The 18,685-nt window shown below is 59.9% G+C and carries 19 protein-coding genes; 11 read left to right on the plus strand and 8 right to left on the minus strand.

The window, feature by feature from the left end; translation table 11 throughout:
- Window positions 1–6: 6 nt before the first annotated feature.
- The 4 genes from AX768_RS28115 to AX768_RS28130 all read left to right on the plus strand — a co-directional run bounded on the left by AX768_RS28115 (window position 7) and on the right by AX768_RS28130 (window position 4,329).
- Entirely contained in the window at window positions 7–615 is a 609-nt protein-coding gene (locus AX768_RS28115; protein WP_062003318.1) for a helix-turn-helix domain-containing protein, read from the plus strand.
- 27 nt (window positions 616–642) lie between these two features.
- Window positions 643–2,745 carry an FUSC family protein gene (locus AX768_RS28120; RefSeq protein WP_082779115.1) on the plus strand — a complete coding sequence of 701 codons (2,103 nt, stop codon included), beginning with the start codon at window positions 643–645 and terminating at the stop codon, window positions 2,743–2,745.
- 343 nt (window positions 2,746–3,088) lie between these two features.
- Entirely contained in the window at window positions 3,089–3,355 is a 267-nt protein-coding gene (locus AX768_RS28125; RefSeq protein ID WP_069638392.1) for a hypothetical protein, read from the plus strand.
- Window positions 3,356–3,906: 551 nt separating this feature from the next.
- Window positions 3,907–4,329, plus strand: a complete 423-nt coding sequence (locus AX768_RS28130) for a phasin family protein (RefSeq protein ID WP_062003319.1) — start codon at window positions 3,907–3,909, stop codon at window positions 4,327–4,329.
- A gap of 96 nt (window positions 4,330–4,425) precedes the next feature.
- On the opposite strand, the gene AX768_RS28135 is transcribed toward AX768_RS28130, so the two are convergent.
- A complete protein-coding gene (locus AX768_RS28135) occupies window positions 4,426–4,899 on the minus strand; it encodes an HU family DNA-binding protein (protein WP_062003320.1) in 474 nt (157 codons plus the stop codon).
- A gap of 392 nt (window positions 4,900–5,291) precedes the next feature.
- Between AX768_RS28135 and AX768_RS28140 the strand changes: the two genes are divergently transcribed.
- Complete coding sequence (locus AX768_RS28140; protein ID WP_062003321.1) at window positions 5,292–5,903, plus strand: H-NS histone family protein; 612 nt, start codon at window positions 5,292–5,294, stop codon at window positions 5,901–5,903.
- 130 nt (window positions 5,904–6,033) lie between these two features.
- Window positions 6,034–7,290 carry an MFS transporter gene (locus tag AX768_RS28145; protein WP_062003322.1) on the plus strand — a complete coding sequence of 419 codons (1,257 nt, stop codon included), beginning with the start codon at window positions 6,034–6,036 and terminating at the stop codon, window positions 7,288–7,290.
- A 21-nt stretch (window positions 7,291–7,311) separates the two neighbouring features.
- On the opposite strand, the gene AX768_RS28150 is transcribed toward AX768_RS28145, so the two are convergent.
- Complete coding sequence (locus tag AX768_RS28150) at window positions 7,312–7,518, minus strand: MipA/OmpV family protein (RefSeq protein ID WP_231941620.1); 207 nt, start codon at window positions 7,516–7,518, stop codon at window positions 7,312–7,314.
- A 183-nt stretch (window positions 7,519–7,701) separates the two neighbouring features.
- Here AX768_RS28150 and AX768_RS28155 point away from each other — a divergent pair, with 183 nt between their 5' ends.
- Window positions 7,702–9,051 carry an IS4 family transposase gene (locus tag AX768_RS28155; RefSeq protein WP_062000703.1) on the plus strand — a complete coding sequence of 450 codons (1,350 nt, stop codon included), beginning with the start codon at window positions 7,702–7,704 and terminating at the stop codon, window positions 9,049–9,051.
- Here the strand turns inward: AX768_RS28155 and AX768_RS28160 are convergent.
- Window positions 8,988–9,638 carry a MipA/OmpV family protein gene (locus tag AX768_RS28160; protein WP_062003323.1) on the minus strand — a complete coding sequence of 217 codons (651 nt, stop codon included), beginning with the start codon at window positions 9,636–9,638 and terminating at the stop codon, window positions 8,988–8,990. The two genes, AX768_RS28155 and AX768_RS28160, sit on opposite strands and share 64 nt — an antisense overlap.
- Between AX768_RS28160 and AX768_RS28165 the strand changes: the two genes are divergently transcribed.
- Window positions 9,637–10,011, plus strand: coding sequence for a hypothetical protein (locus tag AX768_RS28165; RefSeq protein WP_062003324.1), 375 nt, complete (start codon window positions 9,637–9,639; stop codon window positions 10,009–10,011). The genes AX768_RS28160 and AX768_RS28165 overlap by 2 nt on opposite strands.
- A 292-nt stretch (window positions 10,012–10,303) precedes the next feature.
- Here AX768_RS28165 and AX768_RS28170 read toward each other — a convergent pair whose 3' ends face one another.
- Window positions 10,304–10,567: a hypothetical protein gene (locus AX768_RS28170; RefSeq protein WP_062003325.1), complete on the minus strand. Its 264-nt coding sequence runs from the start codon at window positions 10,565–10,567 to the stop codon at window positions 10,304–10,306.
- A gap of 599 nt (window positions 10,568–11,166) precedes the next feature.
- Between AX768_RS28170 and AX768_RS28175 the strand changes: the two genes are divergently transcribed.
- The gene (locus AX768_RS28175) at window positions 11,167–12,711 is read left to right on the plus strand and encodes a methyl-accepting chemotaxis protein (RefSeq protein WP_062003737.1); all 1,545 of its coding nucleotides are present in this window, start codon (window positions 11,167–11,169) and stop codon (window positions 12,709–12,711) included.
- A 31-nt stretch (window positions 12,712–12,742) separates the two neighbouring features.
- On the opposite strand, the gene AX768_RS28180 is transcribed toward AX768_RS28175, so the two are convergent.
- From AX768_RS28180 to AX768_RS28190, 3 genes are read right to left on the minus strand one after another with little or no spacing between them, the layout of a single operon-like run.
- A complete protein-coding gene (locus AX768_RS28180) occupies window positions 12,743–13,243 on the minus strand; it encodes a nucleoside deaminase (RefSeq protein ID WP_062003326.1) in 501 nt (166 codons plus the stop codon).
- Between the two features lie 13 nt (window positions 13,244–13,256).
- Complete coding sequence (locus tag AX768_RS28185) at window positions 13,257–14,261, minus strand: extracellular catalytic domain type 1 short-chain-length polyhydroxyalkanoate depolymerase (protein WP_062003327.1); 1,005 nt, start codon at window positions 14,259–14,261, stop codon at window positions 13,257–13,259.
- A gap of 29 nt (window positions 14,262–14,290) precedes the next feature.
- Window positions 14,291–14,707: a hypothetical protein gene (locus AX768_RS28190; protein ID WP_062003328.1), complete on the minus strand. Its 417-nt coding sequence runs from the start codon at window positions 14,705–14,707 to the stop codon at window positions 14,291–14,293.
- Between the two features lie 369 nt (window positions 14,708–15,076).
- Between AX768_RS28190 and AX768_RS28195 the strand changes: the two genes are divergently transcribed.
- Window positions 15,077–15,958, plus strand: a complete 882-nt coding sequence (locus tag AX768_RS28195) for a manganese catalase family protein (protein ID WP_062003329.1) — start codon at window positions 15,077–15,079, stop codon at window positions 15,956–15,958.
- Window positions 15,959–16,003: 45 nt separating this feature from the next.
- Here AX768_RS28195 and AX768_RS28200 read toward each other — a convergent pair whose 3' ends face one another.
- The gene (locus tag AX768_RS28200; protein ID WP_231941571.1) at window positions 16,004–17,314 is read right to left on the minus strand and encodes an MFS transporter; all 1,311 of its coding nucleotides are present in this window, start codon (window positions 17,312–17,314) and stop codon (window positions 16,004–16,006) included.
- Window positions 17,315–17,481: 167 nt separating this feature from the next.
- Here AX768_RS28200 and AX768_RS28205 point away from each other — a divergent pair, with 167 nt between their 5' ends.
- Window positions 17,482–18,600, plus strand: coding sequence for a 3-deoxy-7-phosphoheptulonate synthase (locus AX768_RS28205; protein ID WP_062003330.1), 1,119 nt, complete (start codon window positions 17,482–17,484; stop codon window positions 18,598–18,600).
- The last annotated feature ends 85 nt before the right edge of the window (window positions 18,601–18,685 follow it).

Here is an 18,685-nt window from a genome sequence, read left to right on the forward strand (position 1 = left end):
CGATCCATGGACACGAATCTCTTGAGGCCAGCCGAGCAATCATCGACAGACCTTGGCCGCCGGGTCAAAGCTGCGCGTCTCCAGCAAACGCTGACGCTCGAAGTCGCGAGCCGCTTGTGCGGCGTATCGCGTTCGACTTTATCGAAGGTTGAAAACGGGTTGATGTCGCCGACCTTCGACGTGCTGCAAAGGATCGTCCATGGCCTGAAGATCGACTTGGTCGAGCTGTTCGGCTCCAGTCCCAAAGCCAATGCCGGAGGCCGACGTGCGCTGACACGCAAGGGGCAGGGAAGCCCGCACACGGCCGGTTGCTACGAAATGGAACTGCTCGCGACCGAACTCGCGCAAAAGGCCATGTACCCGTTTCGCATCCGTATCACCGCGCATTCACTCGATGCATTCGAGGAATGGGGCCGGCATGAAGGCGAGGAATTCCTGTTCGTCCTGAGCGGCGCGGTCTGCCTTTACTCCGAGCTCTACGCGCCGACACATCTGGAAGCCGGCGACAGCATCTACTTCGACAGCCGCACGGGGCACGCGGCGGTATCGACGAGTCAGGAAGACGCCGAAGTGCTGTGGATCATCAACGAGAAACAACGCGGTCCCTCAACGTAGCGCAACACACGGACGTCCATCGAGCTTATGTCGCGCCTGCGAGATCTTCATCGCGAATCAAGAAAAGTAGCGGGACGCCACGGCAAGGCGGCATCCGGCTTGCTCGACTCCGTCGCGCGGAATCGTCCCGTGTGGATGGTGTCGTTCGCGGTCAGCCAGGCGGATTTGTCGGAAGGCTTGCGCGCCGCGTTTGCATCGACGGTCATGCTGCTGCTCGGCAACCTGCTGCACATGCCGGAGTTTTCGTGGGCGGCAATCGGCGCGTTCTGGACGTGCCTCGCGGACGCGGCCGGATCGAACCGGATGCGGTTTGCATCCATGAGCGCCTTCGCGTTGTTATCCACCGTGTGCGGAGGGCTGACGGCCTACGCGTCGGGATCGAATATTGTCGCTGCGGCTGTTGCTGTTTTTGTGTTTTCAGGCCTCGGCGCGTTGGCCCGGATCTGGGGATCGGCATCGGCGCAAGTCGGCATTCTCGCCGCAACGGCGTGCGTGGTGATGGTCGATCGTCCCATTCACGGTTCATTTGAAAGCTTTAGATTTCTCGCGTTATATGCTGCCGGATGCCTGTTCGCGACTGCACTCAGCTTCACCGTCTGGCGCATTCATCCGTTTGGATCGAGCCGCGCCGCCATGCGCTCGACCTATGCGCGACTCGCCGATATCGCCAGCGACAGCGCTCGCCTGCTCAAGCGCGACCGCGCCGGATTCCAGGAATGGGCGTCGCATGCGTCGCGGTATCGGGGGCAGGCGCGCGCCGCGATCGAGACGACACGCAAGGCGTTGGCGCGGGTTCCATCGGCGAAGGCAGACCGGCGCGACACCTACAACAACCTGCTTCTCGCACTCGCCGACAGCGAGCAGATCTTCGCGTATTTGATTGCCGTCACCGATGCCTGCGAGCGCGGTCATCATAGGCTGCCCAATTCGAAGCGTGCGGCGCGTGCTCTGGAGGCCTTTGCTGAAGTACTGTCACGACTGTCGCGCGCCCTCGCCGATCAACCCTGGGAACCGACGTGGCATCAGCGCGACCGGCTTCACTCGCTTGCGCAGCAACTGGAAACCGCGCTGGGCGAAAAGATCGCACTTCGATTCGATGTCGATTTCAGCGAGCTCGAACCCGCTCCGATCGTGCAGGACGCTTGGTGGAATGCGGCGGTAGCGACTCTGAAACGTGGCGTCGAAACGTTGAAGGCGAATGCGTCCACCGATTCCATCGGCGCGCGGCATGGGGCGCGTGTTGCGGTGGCGGCGACCATCGTGTTCATCACGGTGCGCCTGCTCCACCTGCCGTTCGGATACTGGGCGACCATGGCCACGCTGCTGATCCTGCAGCCGTCCATTGCAACGAGCTGGCCACGCAGCATCGAGCGCGCGGCGGGGAGCATTGTCGGCGGCTTGCTTGCCGCCGCAATCGGTCTTGCCGTTCATTCGCCCGTGGCGATTTCGCTGGTCGTGTTCCCGCTCGTGTGCGCGACCATGGCGCTCAGACCCGTGAGCTACAGCCTTTTTGTGCTTTTCATCACGCCGACGTTCGTGCTCGTCGCGGACTTCGCGGCGCCCGGCGGTGCTGAACTTGGCTATGCCATCACGCGGCTTTCGAACAACGTGTTTGGTTGTGTCGTTGCATTGCTCGCGACTTTCCTGCTATGGCCAAGCCGTGAACCGGCCCGCTTCAATCAACGATTGATCGAGGCAATCGCGGCCAACTTCGCTTACCTTGCCGAGTCGCTCGGAAGATCGAAACGCGATGAACTCGAGCTCGAGCGGTTAAGACGCGCCGCGGGTCTTGCAAGCAACAACGCGGAGGAAGTGCTCGCACGTCTACGGCTCGAAAAACTCGATACATCCAGCGAGGACCGCACCGGCTCCACTGCGCTCGCGCTGCTGCGCCGGGTGGCGGGAACGGCGACACGCGCACGCTCGTTCGGCGCAGGGTTCGCCGCAAACGCGCCGCTTGCAGAATGGATCACGTGCGTTGGGCAGAGCATCGAGTCGGGGCTCGCCGGCGACCCGCAGCATCATCCCGAAGAGGTCTTCTCGAAGGACGGCTTGTCATTGCTCGAAGCCGATGCCGTCAACCAGGTCATGTTGCTTCGACGTTTGCTTCGCGAGGCAGGCCGCATTTAAGTGCATTGCGGCCTGCCTGTCCGTCGATCTATTGTCTTATCTGACTCAATACCCGATCAGTCGATGCCCTCCTAAAAGAGGGATTGCCTGTTGGATATCGTCGACTTATGTTTCAGTCATGCGCGGTCCTCGCCGCGCATCCGGAATCACAAGCCGCTTGGGTAAATTTTGGTGCGGCCTTACCGCGCCGTTTTGCCGCCGCACGGTTTTCATCGTGCGAATGATTCAACGCCTTCAATAAAAGCCCGGACTGTCGCGCTCGCTGCGCACGATAGCCCGGGATCCGCTTGATCCAAACATTCCATATCACCGATGTCATAAAACACGCCGCAACAGGGAGCGCATGATGCTAAGCAGACCGGTCCGGACAAGCAGGGACATTGACGGTGTGTCGATGTCGGCGGAATTTCATCGGGATACCGGGCGCCTGAGGATCATCGGCGAAGGCGGTGTGATCGCCGAATGGTTCCCGCCCCACTCGTGGTTCGTGATTGCTTCGGTCGCGGGGTACAGCACCTGGGGAACGCGTCCTAACGAGAAAGACCTCGCCATGGTGATCCAGGACTTCGTACTGCAGCGAGACGGCGCTCGCGGGCTGGTGTTCAGGTGAACGTGCGGGAGATCAACGCGTGCGGGGCATGGTCCCGGTTCTGTTCGGCGCCCTGACAAGAGGACTTTCAGTGGTCCGCGTGCCGTTGGCTCTCATGCTGCTGATAACGCCGTCTGTTCCCTTGCTCAAGCCCGTGCTCGTTTGAGGATCATTACCGGCGGCATTTCCCGTAGGAGCGGAACTGCGTGTGAGCGATGAGTTTGCGGCATCGTCCGGAGCCGCGCTTGCCTGCGCATGAACCCCCGCCGACGTGCCCGCAATCAGCACAGATATAAAAATCTTCGCTGCGACTTTCATCATTCACTCCACTCGTGCGCCGGGACACGCAACGTCCCTTCATTCTTATGAGCCACTCAAACGCGCTACGTTCCCGGGTAATTGTCTCTTTAAATTACAGTGCGTCGCGCATGTCCGCGAAACTCCCGCGCGTTTTCCCTCGGGTTCGGTAACGGCCGTTCCGCTGTAATATCGAATGAGCGTTGGGCGCGGAAGGTGGTACACGCAGTAGCGCCGGCGTTTTTCGAACGCTAACAAACCTATTGGAGACGCACATGGCAAAGCCCGAGTACGCCGACCCGTTTAGTCAGTTTGCCGCAATGTTCCAGCAATACAAGCTTCCCGGATTCGATGTCCAGGCAATCCTCGATGCCCGCCGCAAGGACGTCGAAGCGCTGGCGGCCGCGAATCGCGTCGCATTCGGCGGCATGGAAGCGCTACGCGACAAACAGCTCGAAATCCTTCGCCGGGCGCTAGGCGATTTCCAGACCATCGCGCAGGAGTTCGCTACGTCGCCGGCGAAAGCCGCAGCCAATCCGACCGAGGTCGTACAAAAGGCGCTGCATCAGGCGCTTGCCGACATGCAGGATATCGCACAGAAAACGCAGCAGGCACAGACCGAAGCGTACGCGATCGTGACAAAGCGGATTGAAGAGGCGGCAAAGGAACTGAAGTCATCGATGGAGCAGTCGAAATAGCCTGCAACATCTTTCAGGCTGACAATAAAAAACGCCCCTCGGATTTTCATCGCGAGGGGCGTTCTTACTTCTGACGACTCAACTGCCGTGCTTCGATTACAGTGCTGCGTCCTTCAGCTTCTTCAGCGGGCGCACCTTCAGGCGCACCGATGCCGGTTTCGCCGCGAACCACTTGTCTTCACCCGTGAACGGGTCCTTGCCAAAGCGCTTCTTCTTCGCCGGCACGTCTTGCGCAACGACCTTCAGCAAGCCCGGCAGCGTGAACTCCTTGGCACCTTTCTTGTGAATCGATGCGAGCAGCGTTTCTTCGAGTGCCGCGAGCAATGCCTTCGCTGCCTTCGGCTCGACGCCCGAGCGTTCTGCCAGATGAACAGTCAGCGACGCCTTGGTGAACGAGTCCTTGATGGGTTTCAGCGGCGTGGCCACAACTGCTTTCTTGGCTGCAGGCGCTGCTGCCTTCTTTGCTACCGGCGCTGCTTTCTTGCTTGCGGCCGTCACTTTCTTGGTCGCCGGCGCTGCTGCTTTCTTCGATGCCGGAGCTGCGGTTTTCTTCGTGGTGGTTGTTGCCATGAGTGCCTCGCTTATAGTCAAAAGTTGCCCAAGACCTTTGCCTTTGCGCCGTCACCGACTAACGCAAAGGTACAAATCCTCGGGTTGGGCGCCAGCGTAACAACACCGCCTTCAAGACGCAACATCTCAGACCATAAATTAAAGGGTTTTTTGCATGAAAGTCACGAATCCGGGTACCTGTACCTCACTTCATTGACTTGGATATGGAAAAACCTTGTTCAAGAGCACCCATGACGTTCGTTGGCCGCTGTCTTTAGCTCTTCTCTCAAGTCGCTTTTGAAGACTTCGTATCGATACGAAATGGTGCCTCTCGCGTGCCTCCACTTCATCGGCACTTTTGCAAATCAGGCGCTCATGGCATAGTGCGGCCACATCCATTACAGGAGGTCCCAATGCCTACAATCGAACAGCTTCGCGTCAAAATAACGAAGCTACAGGTTCAGGCTGACGCGTTGATCGCAAAAAAGATGCAAGCGGCAGTCGATCAGATTCGAAACATCATGCTTGAGCACGGCCTGACAACCGAGGACATCGAGAAGAAAGCAAAGGCCCTGCGCAATGCAAAAGCGGCCAAAGGCAGCGCGGCGAAAACACCCTTGAAAACAAGGCGGAAGACGGCAGGCAGTCTGCCGGGCAAGGGCGCGGCCAAGTATCTTCATCCGAAGACCGGCGCAACCTGGACCGGACACGGGCGTGCACCCGCATGGATTGCCCAGGTCAAGGACCGCTCGAAGTTCCTGATTGCGGAAGGCGCTGCTGCGGCAGATGCCAAGGTCACGCAACCGGGCGCAGCCCGCAAGAACGCCAAGGCAAAGTCTTCTGCCACGAGCGGCGCAACAGCGAAGAAAGCGGCGAAGAAAGCGGCCTTGAAACCGGCCAGGAAAGCGGCAGCAAAGAAAGGCGTCGCGAAAAAAGCCGTAGCATTGAAGAAGACCGCGCCGGCGAAAAAAGCAGCGCGCAAACGCGCGGTAGAAGCCGTGGCCGAGAGCCAGACAACGAGCTAAGCAAGTCTGCACGGCGGGCGATCGGGGGCACCAGCCCCCGTCGGTTGGTCCAGCATCGAATGCTTGCTCGCTCGACTCTCAGCTGCACGCGACGCTTTCAAATTCAAAACGAATCCCCACTGGAGCTTATATGGAAGCCGACGCAAAGGCATCCGGAAGCAGCGTGCCGACAGCACCGAGCACCAAACTTACCGCCGATAAAAACGCGTGGAAGGCGCTCATCGCCTCGGCAACCGGCTACGCGATGGACGGCTTCGATCTGCTCATCCTCGGCTTCATGCTGCCCGCCATCGCGCTGGAATTGCATCTGAGCACGCAGCAATCCGGCGCACTGGTGACGTGGACGCTGATCGGCGCGGTCGCGGGCGGTATTGTGTTCGGCTCGCTGAGCGACCGCTACGGCCGGATTCGCGTGCTGACGTGGACCATCGTGCTGTTCGCGGTCTTCACAGGACTGTGCGCGTTTGCAACGGGCTTCTGGGATCTGCTTGCGTACCGGACCATCGCGGGGATCGGGCTCGGCGGCGAGTTTGGTATTGGCATGGCATTGGCGGCCGAGGCATGGCCCGCGAAGTATCGTGCGCGGGCGTCGTCCTACGTTGCGCTGGGATGGCAGACAGGCGTCCTCGCCGCGTCCTTGCTGACGCCGCTGCTGCTGCCACACATTGGCTGGCGCGGCATGTTCCTGCTTGGCGTGGCGCCGGCGGTCATCGCGTGGATGGTCAGGAACTCGCTGCATGAGCCTGAGGTATTCGTGCGAAGTGCGATCAAACCCGAGCGCCGCGCAAACGCTTTCAGACTGCTTGTCGCCAATGCCGTCACGACGCGCGCGAGCATCGGAATAGTGATCCTGTGTTCTGTCCAGAACTTCGGCTACTACGGCATCATGATCTGGCTGCCGACCTACCTTGGAAAGACGCTCGGCTTCGGCCTGACCAAGTCGGCGTTGTGGACCTCGGTGACCATTGTCGGAATGATGATCGGCGTTTATCTCTTCGGCCAACTTGCTGACCGCATTGGCCGCAAGCCGACCTTCCTGCTCTTCCAGGCGGGTTCCGTCGTGATGGTCATCTTCTATTCGACGTTATCCACGCCGGGCGCCATGCTCTGGGCCGGTGCGGTGATGGGACTCTTCATCAACGGGATGATCGGCGGCTACGGGGCGCTGATTTCAGAAGCCTATCCGACCGCGGCTCGTGCGACAGCGCAGAACGTATTGTTCAATATCGGACGGGCGGTCGGCGGATTCGGTCCGATCATCGTGGGCGGACTGGCTGCGTCGTATTCGCTGCAAGTCGCGATTGCATCGCTCGCGGGCATATACGTGCTCGATATGCTGGCGACGGTTTTTCTCATTCCCGAGCTGAAGGGCGTGGAACTCGAATGAACCAGTGCATTATTTGAATGCTCATTTGAATGCATAAGCGACGCCTGCGCCATACGTGATCTGATTGCGATTGCCACGCTGCGTCACGATAGGACTGTCCGCCGCCGAACCCGAGATTCGCTGGCAATAGATCATCGCGCCGCCGAACCAGTGTTTGTCGAATTGATAGATTGCAGCGAGCCATCCTGTCATCTGTTCCAGTCCGCCTGAAGGACTGAACGCGGGCAGCCCGCTGCGCGCCGAATCTTCCTGTGTGACACCGAAGTAGACCTGGTTGAAGCCATTGCGTTATACACATCTCTGATCGGTGGTCGCTGAGCGCAGAGAAACATGTTTACTTTCAATGACATGGAGTGGGGGCTTGTAAACTTTCGGCAAATCGCGTTTACTTTCGCTTTTTGAGTGAACGTATTGGTCACCGAAACGACGCCCTGGACCCAGACGGAATTCGAGCAACTCGAGCTCGGCGATGCGCGCCTGAACAAGCGAGCGAGGCTTTTGATGCAACGATTGGCGGCCGACCCGATGGCCAGTGTCCCCAAGGCATGCCAGGGTTGGGGCGAGACGATGGCGGCGTACCGCTTCTTCGACAACGAGAACGTCGACTGGCACGCGATTCTCGAGCCCCATTGGCAGCACACGCAAAAGCGGATGGAAGCGCATCGTGTGGTGCTGTGCCTGCAAGACACCACGGAGCTGGACTTTAACGGTCAAGGCACGTTCGGACTCGGACCACTGAGCTATGAGGCCCAGCGCGGCATGTATCTGCATCCGACCTACGCGGTCACGCCGCAGCGCGAGCCCTTGGGTATTTTGGACGCGTGGATGTGGGCGCGCGAGAAGAAGGACGAATCGGGCAAGCGCGGCGGGCTGAAGGAAAGTCTGCGTTGGATCGAGGGGTATGAACGCATTGCCGAGATGGCACCGAGCCTGCCATCCACGCGCCTGGTGTACGTGGCGGACCGCGAAGCGGACCTGATGGCGCTCATGGAGCGCGCCCAAGCACTGGGTACGCCGGCCGACTGGCTGGTACGTGCCACGCATAACCGCTGCTTGCCGGAGGGAGACAAGCTGTGGGACCGCGCGACCCGTGGCGAATCCATCGGGCAGATCAGCTTCACAATGGCCTCGCGTCATGGTGTCAAGGCACGCACGGTGCGCCAGCACCTGTGGATGCAGCGCGTAGAGTTGCCCACAGGCCGAGGCAAGTGCGTGGCGGCCACCTGTCTGGTCGCGCGCGAGTTTGATGCGCCCGCGGGAGTCAAGCCGATCGAATGGCGCTTGCTGACCAACCGCGTGGCGACGACCTCGGAAGAGGCGATCGAATTGATCGACTGGTATCGAGCGCGCTGGGAAATTGAGATGTTGTTCAACATCTTGAAGAATGCTTGCCGCGTCGAGGCGCTTCAGCTCGGCTCGATCGAACAGCTCGAGCGCGCATTGGCGCTGTTCCTGGTAGTGGCTTGGCGCGTGGCCTATCTGATGCGGCTGGGACGCACTTGCCCCGATCTGGACGCGCATCTTTTCTTTGATCCAGACGAAATTCGCAGTGCCTACCTGTTCACGAAAGTACCCCGTCCGACCCAGCCCAAGCTCAATGAAGTATTGCGCCTGATCGCACGCCTGGGGGGATTCCTCGGACGCAAAAGCGACGGCGAACCCGGCGCGAAAACGATCTGGCTCGGACTCAGGGAAGTTCATATTGCCGCAAAAACACTGCGCCTATTACGCGAAGCCGACGGCGACGACACTTGTGTATAACGCGATGGGTTGAAGCCCTGGCTGACCCAGCTCGCGCCGACGCCCACGCCGGCGAAAACCCGCCGGTTCAGCGGCATCCAGAAGCTGCCATTCACAGAAACGCGCGCCCCCGTATAGACGATGCCCGCGTTGGTCACGACCGTCACAGACCCGCGCAGCCGGTACGGCACAGTCCCCACATGCTCGTACTCGTAGCCGACGAACCCCCCGCCTTCGACCGTGGTGTGAACTTCGTGGACCTGGGAGACGACCGGGTCATCGACATTACTGCGCCCAAGACGAAGCGATATGGCCGGTCCATATTGCAGCCCGGTGATGCCGCCAAAATCGAATTGTGCGTACGGCCCATACAATTCGAACAAGCGCCCGCCATCGGTCACGTAGCGCACGCCCGGCACAACGCCGACAAATCGATCCTTGCCGCCCGCATAGTCGGTCGTGGAGCCGAGGCCGCCGCCAATCATGCTGGGAAGCATGCCTGGAAGATCGACGGCTGCGGCGTGGCTTGCATGCGCCACGATCAGTCCGCTAAGAAGAAAAGGAACCCGCAGGCCTGCGAGCATCGAGCGCTCGTTTCGCTTATTCATGGGCGATCCGTTGAATGAAGATCAAAGACCAGGAGAGCGCCACTTCCTGAAGCAAAGCGTGCATCGCCTTTACTTTCGTCAAGCGAGTATTTTCAATAAACGTGTTTGTGCCGTATTCGTTTCGCAACCGGAAAAACAGCGAGCGAACGGGATCGCTGACAAGTCAGTAGATCAGCAGGTCAACGTAATCCGGCTAACCTGGTCGACCGATATCAGAAAGGTGAGGCGAACGCAATTGACGTCGAACACGCCGATGCGCTGCATGGAGGAAGTAGAAATTGATGTGGCCGTCAGGCGACCGCAGCACTTACGAAACAGTATAGGAAGGCTCCAGCCGGATCATTCCGGCCGTGCTGAAGGACGCGGAGAATAACGGAATGCTTCAGGCTCGATGCGAAAAAGCACCCTTGATTCTGTTCCAGAGTGCAGCGAACCGGTGCGCCGAAGGTTCTGCCTGGGACAACGCGGCGTCGGGATAAGAAAGCCGTTCTTGAGGATGCCGCACTTGCGAAACGAGCAGGCCGATGTACATGGCGATTCTCCCAGCATGTTTTTTAGCACATGGCAAAAGAAGGGCGGCCATGTGAACCGTACATCACGCGCAGTAGGCACATCCCTGTGCGTTCTTTAAACCAAGCATTCCGAACTATCTGAAGCTGATCGATTCATCCAAGCTGCGCGCGGTTCATCATCGATCGATCAGAGGACGCCCCGTCTGAAGCGGGAGGAAACACGCACCAGCAGCCATCGTCGTGACGAAAGAACAGCAGCGCGCGCAAGCCCCGCGGCAGCGCCGTTTCTACACATACATAACGCCGCCGCCCAACGCGCGTACGGCTGAATTCGGTGACGCGAACAGGTGTCGACAAACCTGGCGCAAGCCATTTTTCGACCTGGGTCCGCAGCGAATGCTCATGCGTGGATTTCATGTGCCGCTCCAACAAACGATTCCTGCCCAACTTCGTCCGCCTCGCTTGACACGTCCGGCGTCTTCCGCCCGGCACCTTCAAGCGAGCTTTGCATCATCGTGCTGCTGGCGGAAGAAGCTCTCAGTGCGCTACACCGCGCGAGATTCCTCAAATCCGCCAACTGAGCAACAAGCTGTCTAACCGTTCTGCGTTTCATACGCCCTCCCGCAACGCACCACATACCTCAGAAAGCACTTTAACTCTATGCCTCCATTACCCGTCGCGGTGTGACTTAGGCAAAATCGCAACAGTTTTTAACGAGGTAGGCTCGGGGAAGGTTCAAATCGAAGACGTGCGACAGACGCGTCCTTTGAATGTTTATCGGCAGGCAGGAACCGGGACTTGAGGGAGACGGCGAGTTCCACCGCTTCTTGCTCAACGCCAGGCGAAGCGGCAGTGTGAAAACTCGCAGAAATCCTGCTTGGCTACGGGTTATCCCACCCCTACATTCCTCCGCTGTCATGCCGTAAATGAGTCAGGCATGGCGATCGGCAGCGCCCGACGCCCCACATATTCGTACACACGGTTCAACACAGGCGACGGCGGTAGACATGAATAAGATGACGTTGAATCAAAAGCTCGGATCGATGATCGCCGTGCTTTGGCTCGGACTTGTGGCGATTGGATTCATAGGAGCGTGGCAAAGCCGTTCTGCCACACTCGATGACCGGCGCGACCAATTGAAAGCGCTGGTGGCGCAGGGCGCAAGCATGACGGCGCATTTCCAGAGCCTCGCCGCAAACAAGACGATCTCCGAAGACGAAGCGAAAAAGCGCGCGCTCGATGTCCTCGCTTCCATGCGATACGGTACCGACGGCTACATCTCGGTCAACGACTCGCGCCCCGTCATGATCATGCATCCGATCAAACCCGCGCTGAACGGCCAGAACCTGGCCAACTTCGCCGATCCCGACGGCAACAAACTGTTCGTCAATATCGTCACCGCGGGTAATTCGACGCCTGAAGGCGGTTTCATCAGTTACCTGTGGTCGAAGCCCGGCAGCGAAAAGCCGGTGCCGAAGATCAGCTTCGCCAATCACTTCGTGCCGTGGGACTGGTACATCGTGACCGGCATGTACACCGACGATATCCAGAGAGCCTTCTACGCGAGCGCATTGCGCTGGTTCGCGATCACGGCGGTGCTCGGCGTGCTGGCGTCGCTCGTCATGTTGCTGGTGTTGCGCAGTATCAAGCGTGAACTCGGTGGCGATCCGTCCATTGCGGTCAGCGCGGCGCAACGCATTGCACGCGGCGACCTGACCACGCATGTACCGCTTGCCGCAGGCGATTCACACAGCCTGATGTACGCACTGAGCGAGATGCAAAGCGGTTTGGTCGAGACCGTATCGCGGGTTCGTGCCGGAACCGAGAATATCAACGTGGGGGCATCGGAGATTGCTGCAGGCAACACCGACCTGTCGCAGCGCACCGAGCAGCAAGCCGCGGCGCTCGTGCAAACGGCATCGAGCATGGACGAGATGACTGCAAACGTGAAGCAGAACGCCGATAGCGCCACGCAAGCGGCGAAACTCGCGGGCGAAGCCGCCGATGTCGCCCAGCGCGGCAGCGGCGTGGTCGAAGAAGTGATCCACACCATGACGCGCATCACCGAAAGCTCGAAGCAGATTGGCGACATCATCGGCGTGATCGACGGCATTGCGTTCCAGACGAATATCCTCGCATTGAACGCAGCCGTTGAAGCGGCTCGGGCAGGCGAGCAAGGACGTGGCTTCGCGGTCGTGGCGGCGGAAGTGCGCAGCCTCGCGCAGCGTTCGGCGACGGCTGCGAAAGAGATCAAGGCGCTGATCGGGACGTCGACGGATACGGTGAAAGAAGGGGCGTCGCTGGTATCGAACGCGGGCGCGACGATGGGCGAGATCGTGAGCTCCGTGCGTCGCGTGAACGAGATCCTCGATGAAATCAGCCACGCTTCCAACGAGCAAAGCGCGGGCATCGAACAGGTGAACCGTGCGGTGGGCGAGATGGATCAGGTCACGCAGCAAAATGCGGCGCTGGTTGAAGAGGCAGCGGCCGCGGCGCATTCACTGAAGGATCAGGTCGATGTGCTGCGCGAAGCGATCGGAAGTTTTTCGCTGCCGGCTTGAAGGTAGTCTGGACGCGAGCTTCAGGTGCTGGTCACGTCCAGAATCCCTCGTGCACGACGGCCGCTTCATCTTCAATAAGCGGCCCGACCACGCTCACCTTCCGCTGCCCTCGCGCGAACACCTCGCGGCATGGCAGCGAGAAGGTCGGGTTTTCCGGATGAGCGCCGGTAATCTCGAGCAAACGCCGCTCGGACATTGCATACACGACACGCCCGATATTGCACCAATAGATTGCGCCCGAACACATGCAGCACGGCTCGGCATTCGTATAGAGCGTGCACTTCAGCAACTGCTCCGGCGACAGCGCCTTCGCCGCCTGCGCGGCGGCGCGCAACTCGGCATGCTGCGTGGGGTCGCCTAGCGGTGGCATGGAATTGTTGCCCGCTTGCCCGACGATCCGGCCGTGTTCGTCGGCTATGAGCGCGGCGAACGGATGCCGTCCATCACGTCTCGACTTCTCCGATAACGCGATCACCTCGCGCAGCAGCGCCATGTCCCGTTCGTTTGCATTTGTATTTGCATTTTCGTTCATGGTGTCCTTTCCTTTAGCCGCGTATTGGATGATCGAGGAAAAAGCGCATCATGGCCGCGCTGGCGTCAGGCCCGGTTGCATCGGTGTACGAACCTCGTGCACTTCCACCTGCCCACGCGTGCGGCGCGCCATGGATGAGCCACAGTTCGGCATCCACGCCATCGGCGGATTTCACGCGTTCCACGGTGCTCTGGCGCTTGCCCGGCTCGGCGCTTGTGGCTTCATCGAACACCACGGCCTGGCCGCCGAACGCACGCAATAATTCAGCGGCATTCGTTGGATGCACCGTGGTATCGGCGTCTCCGTGAAAGACGATCATCGGCCGTTTTGGCGATTCGATATCGCGGGCGTTCACAGACTTCCCGCCGCGCATGGCCGCGAGCGCCGACGGCAGATCGTGTGCGGAACCCGCCGCAAGCCCGGAATGCACGCACGCCGCGGCGTAAAGATCGGGATATGCGCGGATCATGATCGCGGCCATTGCGCCGCCCGCCGACAAACCCGCCACATACACACGCGCCGGATCGACGGCGTACTTCGCCATCACCTCGCGCGTGATGCCCGCGATCAACGATGGCTCTCCGGAGTCGCGCCGCTGATCGGCCGGCTTGAACCAGTTCCAGCACTTCGATGCATTCGCCTGCTGCGGCTGCACGGGATACACGACGATGCACCCATCGCGCTCGGCCAATGCGTTCATCTGCGTGCCGGCGGCGAAATCATCGGCATCTTGCGTGCAGCCGTGGAGCATCACGACGAGCGGCATTGGTTGGCCGTTGTACTTCGTCGGCACATACAACTTGTATGTCCGCAGTCCCGCCGCGTTCGCATGGGTATTCGTGCTGAACGTGCCGGACGTTTGTGCGGGCGGCGTGTCCGCTGTGAACGCTTGCTGCGCGTGCGGTGCATGCGCTCCCAGTGCGCGCTGCAGCGCCGCGGTCGCTTCCTTCGGGCCGCGTGTGCGCAGCAACTTCATTGCATCCTGCATGGAGTGCAGGAATCCGTCGTCGAGTTTCATTATTTTTCCAGTAGTAGCTGTTGGAGCGCTCAGCCGATCCGGCCGGCCAGCGCTGCTTTCACCGCCGGCGATGCGTGGAATGCGCCAAGCACGACTATCGATGCAATCGTTTCCAGCGCGAGTTCAGGCGTGACGTCGGCGGCGATGCTCGCAAGTCCTAGCACCTGGATATCGAAACGCTCGCCCGCATCACGCGCGGCTTCCAGATCGTGTTTCGAAAAATGCTGCATGCCGAGCACCAGCGCGCGGCGGGTAACGGTTTCGTTCACGACGTTCGCATGCGTTGCAAGCTGGTTGCGAATCGCTGTTCGGATCAGATCCGTGCGGTTTGAATAAAAGCCTTCTTCGACCAGCAAGTCGATCTGCCCGAGGTCGATCGGGCCCAGATTGATCGTGATCTTCTCGGTCTCGCCGCCTTTCGGCCGGACCACTTCGAGTTTCTGCATTGCTCTATTTTCCTTCCCATTACCATCCCATGAGATGGTTATAGGCTGGTTTTTGCATCGCGTCAAATTTTTTCAGTTTTTTAACCGCAAAAAACGCAATGCAATGCATCGGGAACGGCCAATGCTGAAGTCAATCCCGTAGTCCTTTTCTTTACCCTCGCGGTGACGTCGCCGCGAGTTCGCCAGAGCATTGCAGATGCTTTGAGATCCGGGCGCCCTTCATTGGGTGTAACGCGGTTTGGAGTGCGTTACCGTCCGGAGCAACTCGACATGTCCGGTCTGTTTTTTCGTCGCGATGATTCGCGGGCGTGGACACGTCTGTCGAAAACACGACGCCATGCTTCGACTAACCTCAAAGGAGATTCACCCATGTTCGTACATAACAAACGCCTGCAGTACACAGTGCGCGTCGCAGCGCCGAATCCCGGTCTCGCCAATCTGATGCTCGAGCAATTCGGCGGGTCGCAAGGCGAACTCGCGGCCGCATGCCGGTACTTCACGCAAGCAGTCGGTGAAGACGATCCGGGCCGCAAGGACCTTCTGTTCGACATCGCCACTGAAGAACTGAGCCACCTCGAGATCATCGGTTCGATCGTCGCGATGCTGAACAAAGGCGCCAAGGGCCAGCTTGCTGAAGGCGTGGAAGAGGAAGCCGAGCTGTACCGCTCGCTGACGGGCAACGGCAACGACTCGCACATCACGTCGCTGCTTTATGGCGGCGGTCCCGCGCTGACGAGTTCGGCCGGGGTTCCCTGGACGGCTGCCTATATCGACACGATTGGCGAGCCGACTGCCGATCTGCGTTCGAACATTGCAGCCGAAGCGCGCGCAAAGATCGTCTACGAACGCCTGATCAATCTCACCGACGACCCTGGCATCCGCGACACGCTCGGCTTCCTGATGACGCGCGAAATCGCGCACCAGAAGTCGTTCGAGAAGGCGTTGCACTCCATCCAGCCGAATTTCCCGCAGGGAAAGTTGCCGGGCAAGCCAGAATTCACCAGCGTGTACTACAACATGTCGCAAGGCACGGAACCGGCGTTGCGCGGACCGTGGAACGAAGGCGGCGACTGGAAGTTCGTGGAAGATCCGCAGCCGGCCGTGGACGGCGGTGACGGACTGGCAAGCGTTGGGGTATCGGAAGCAGACATCGACGTGCTGCAGGCGATGGCCGCACGCACGGCATCAGATCCGAGTTCGGATCCGACGACAGGCGCCGATCTGGGATCGGGTCAGGCGATGGTGTCGTAACGCACCAAGGCCCTTCCAGCACACACTGGAAGGGCTTTTTTTCGTCTACGCTTCGCCTCGTTCTGCCACTACGCGCTTCACCATGAACCAATAGAAGAGCGCGGAACACCCCGCTATCACGCCGCCTGAAATCAGCGCGATGGTGTACGAACCGGTTCTATCGACAATAAACCCGGCTACCACGGGCGAGAACGCACCGCCAAAATAACCGCCGAAGTTCTGGATTGCGCTCACGGAGGCGACCATAGACTTGGGCGCGACATCCGAGGCCAACGCCCATGCCGCGCCAATGATCGCGGCAAGGAACGCAAGGCCGAGTGTCATGAGCGTGATCGTCATTCCAAGCGAGTCAACGAACGGAATCGCGACAGCCGAAATTGCAGCGCCGATTGCGCAGATCACGATCCACATGCGCTTCGCATCAATAGGCGTCGCCATGCCGCGATCGACCATTTTCTTCGTCAGATACCCGACAATGATTTCTCCCACCGCGCCGCCAATCCACGGAATGCTGGCGTAAAAACCAAGCTGTACGAACGAAATGTGGAAGCGGTCGAGCAGGTACAAAGGGAGGAAAACCAGGAACAGATTCCACAACCAGATCGCGCAGAAGTATCCGAGGATCATGCCCCAGACGCTTCGATGCGTGAACAAGCCGCGCCACTCGTGCGTAGAGTTGCTGATGGACCGTTCGCGCCCGCCACCGCCCCCCTCTATGTACGCAAATTCCTCTTTCGAAAGCCGCTTGCTTTGCTCCGGATTACGATAAAAAAGCAGGAAGACAATCGCGAACACAATGCCGACTGCGCCTGCCACGTGAAAGAGCGAGCGCCATCCAAATGCGACCATTAGCGCAACGAGTACGGCAGGCGCGAGCGCCGGTCCCCATTTAGATGATGAATCCCAGATCCCCGTCGCAAAACCGCGTTCCTTGTTCGGGAACCACGCCGCCGTGATTTTTGCGGAGGTCGGCCAGCATGGCGCTTCGCCGACCGCGAGCAACGCGCGCATCACGAGCAATCCGCTCACCGAGCCCACCACGCCGGTCATGTAGGTCGCGACGCTCCACCAGATCATCGCGACCGCATACGCTCTTTTCGCGCCGAAGCGGTCGATGACCCATCCCGCCGGCAACTGCATCACGGCATAGGTCCACGCGAACACGGTGCCGAGCAGCCCAATCTGCGTCCTCGACAACCCCAGCTCCCTGATCATTTCCGGCGCTGCAATGGAAAGACTTGCACGGTCGATGTAATTGATGATGCCGCCGGCCACCAGCCAGATCAGCACGGTCCATCGGAAGTTCATGCTGGTTGTGCTTGCAACGACTGCAGGGGATCCCAGCTTCTCGGCCACGTCCGGCTCCTCGTCTACGCGATTGAACGTCCTCTTTGAGGACGCGAAGAGTCACACTATATTCAGCACGCGCTTCACATTACAGCCGCGTTAACCCGCCTGGGAACGCGCGGAGACCGGCACAAATGCGATAATCGCGGGCTATGCCCAGTTCCGGAGAACCCACAATGAGCCGCCTCGACAACCCATTCCACGACCAGGAGGCCGGCCGGGCCGACGCGACCCAGGACACCACGCGCATCGACGATGTCCGCATCGGCGCCGTCCGTCCGCTGATCTCGCCCGCGCTATTGCAAGACGACCTGCCCGTGACGCCGTCCGTGCAGACGCTGGTCGAACAAAGCCGCGTCGAGATCGCCAATATCCTGCAAGGACGGGACGACCGTCTGGTCGTCGTGGTCGGACCGTGCTCCATCCACGATCACGATCAGGCGATCGCATATGCCCAACTTTTGAAAACCGCCGCCGACGCACTACGCGACGATTTGCTGATCGTCATGCGCGTGTATTTCGAAAAGCCGCGCACGACAGTAGGCTGGAAGGGTTACATCAACGACCCCTTGCTCGATGGCACTTTCCGCATCAATGAAGGCCTGCGCCGCGCGCGTCAGTTGCTGCTCGATATCGGAAACATGGGGCTGCCCACCGGCACGGAATTCCTCGACCTGCTGAGCCCGCAATACATTGCGGATCTGATCGCGTGGGGCGCAATCGGGGCGCGCACGACCGAGAGCCAGAGTCATCGGCAACTGGCATCAGGCCTGAGCTGCCCGATCGGATTCAAGAACGGCACCGACGGCGGCGTGCAGATAGCAGCAGACGCAATCGTCGCGGCCGCCGCCAGCCACGCGTTCATGGGCATGACGAAGATGGGCATGGCCGCCATCTTCGAAACGCGCGGCAACGCGGACGCACACGTCATCCTGCGCGGCGGAAAGAAAGGTCCGAACTACGATCGCGAAGGCGTGGCTGCAGCCTGCGCCGCGTTGAAGGACGTGGGCTTGCGTGAGCAGGTGATGATCGATTGCTCGCATGCAAACTCGGGCAAGTCACATCTGCGTCAGGTCGAAGTGGGCGAAGACATTGCGCGTCAATTGAACGATGGCGACAAGCGGATCATAGGTGTGATGATCGAAAGTCATCTCGAAGAGGGACGGCAGGACTTGAACCCGGGTGTGCCGTTGCGCCGGGGTGTATCGATTACCGACGCATGTCTCGCATGGACGCAGACCGAGCCCGTTTTGCAAACGCTCGCCGCAGCGGTGCGCGAGCGTCGCAAGCACTGAAGATGCGTTGTTAATACATTGATCGAACGACGCGCCGAAACCGTTTTCGGCCCGTCGCATGCTGCAGTCCCTGATTCGTCCACCG

Origin of the sequence: Burkholderia sp. PAMC 28687 (genome assembly GCF_001577465.1) — a bacterium.
Taxonomy (GTDB): domain Bacteria; phylum Pseudomonadota; class Gammaproteobacteria; order Burkholderiales; family Burkholderiaceae; genus Caballeronia.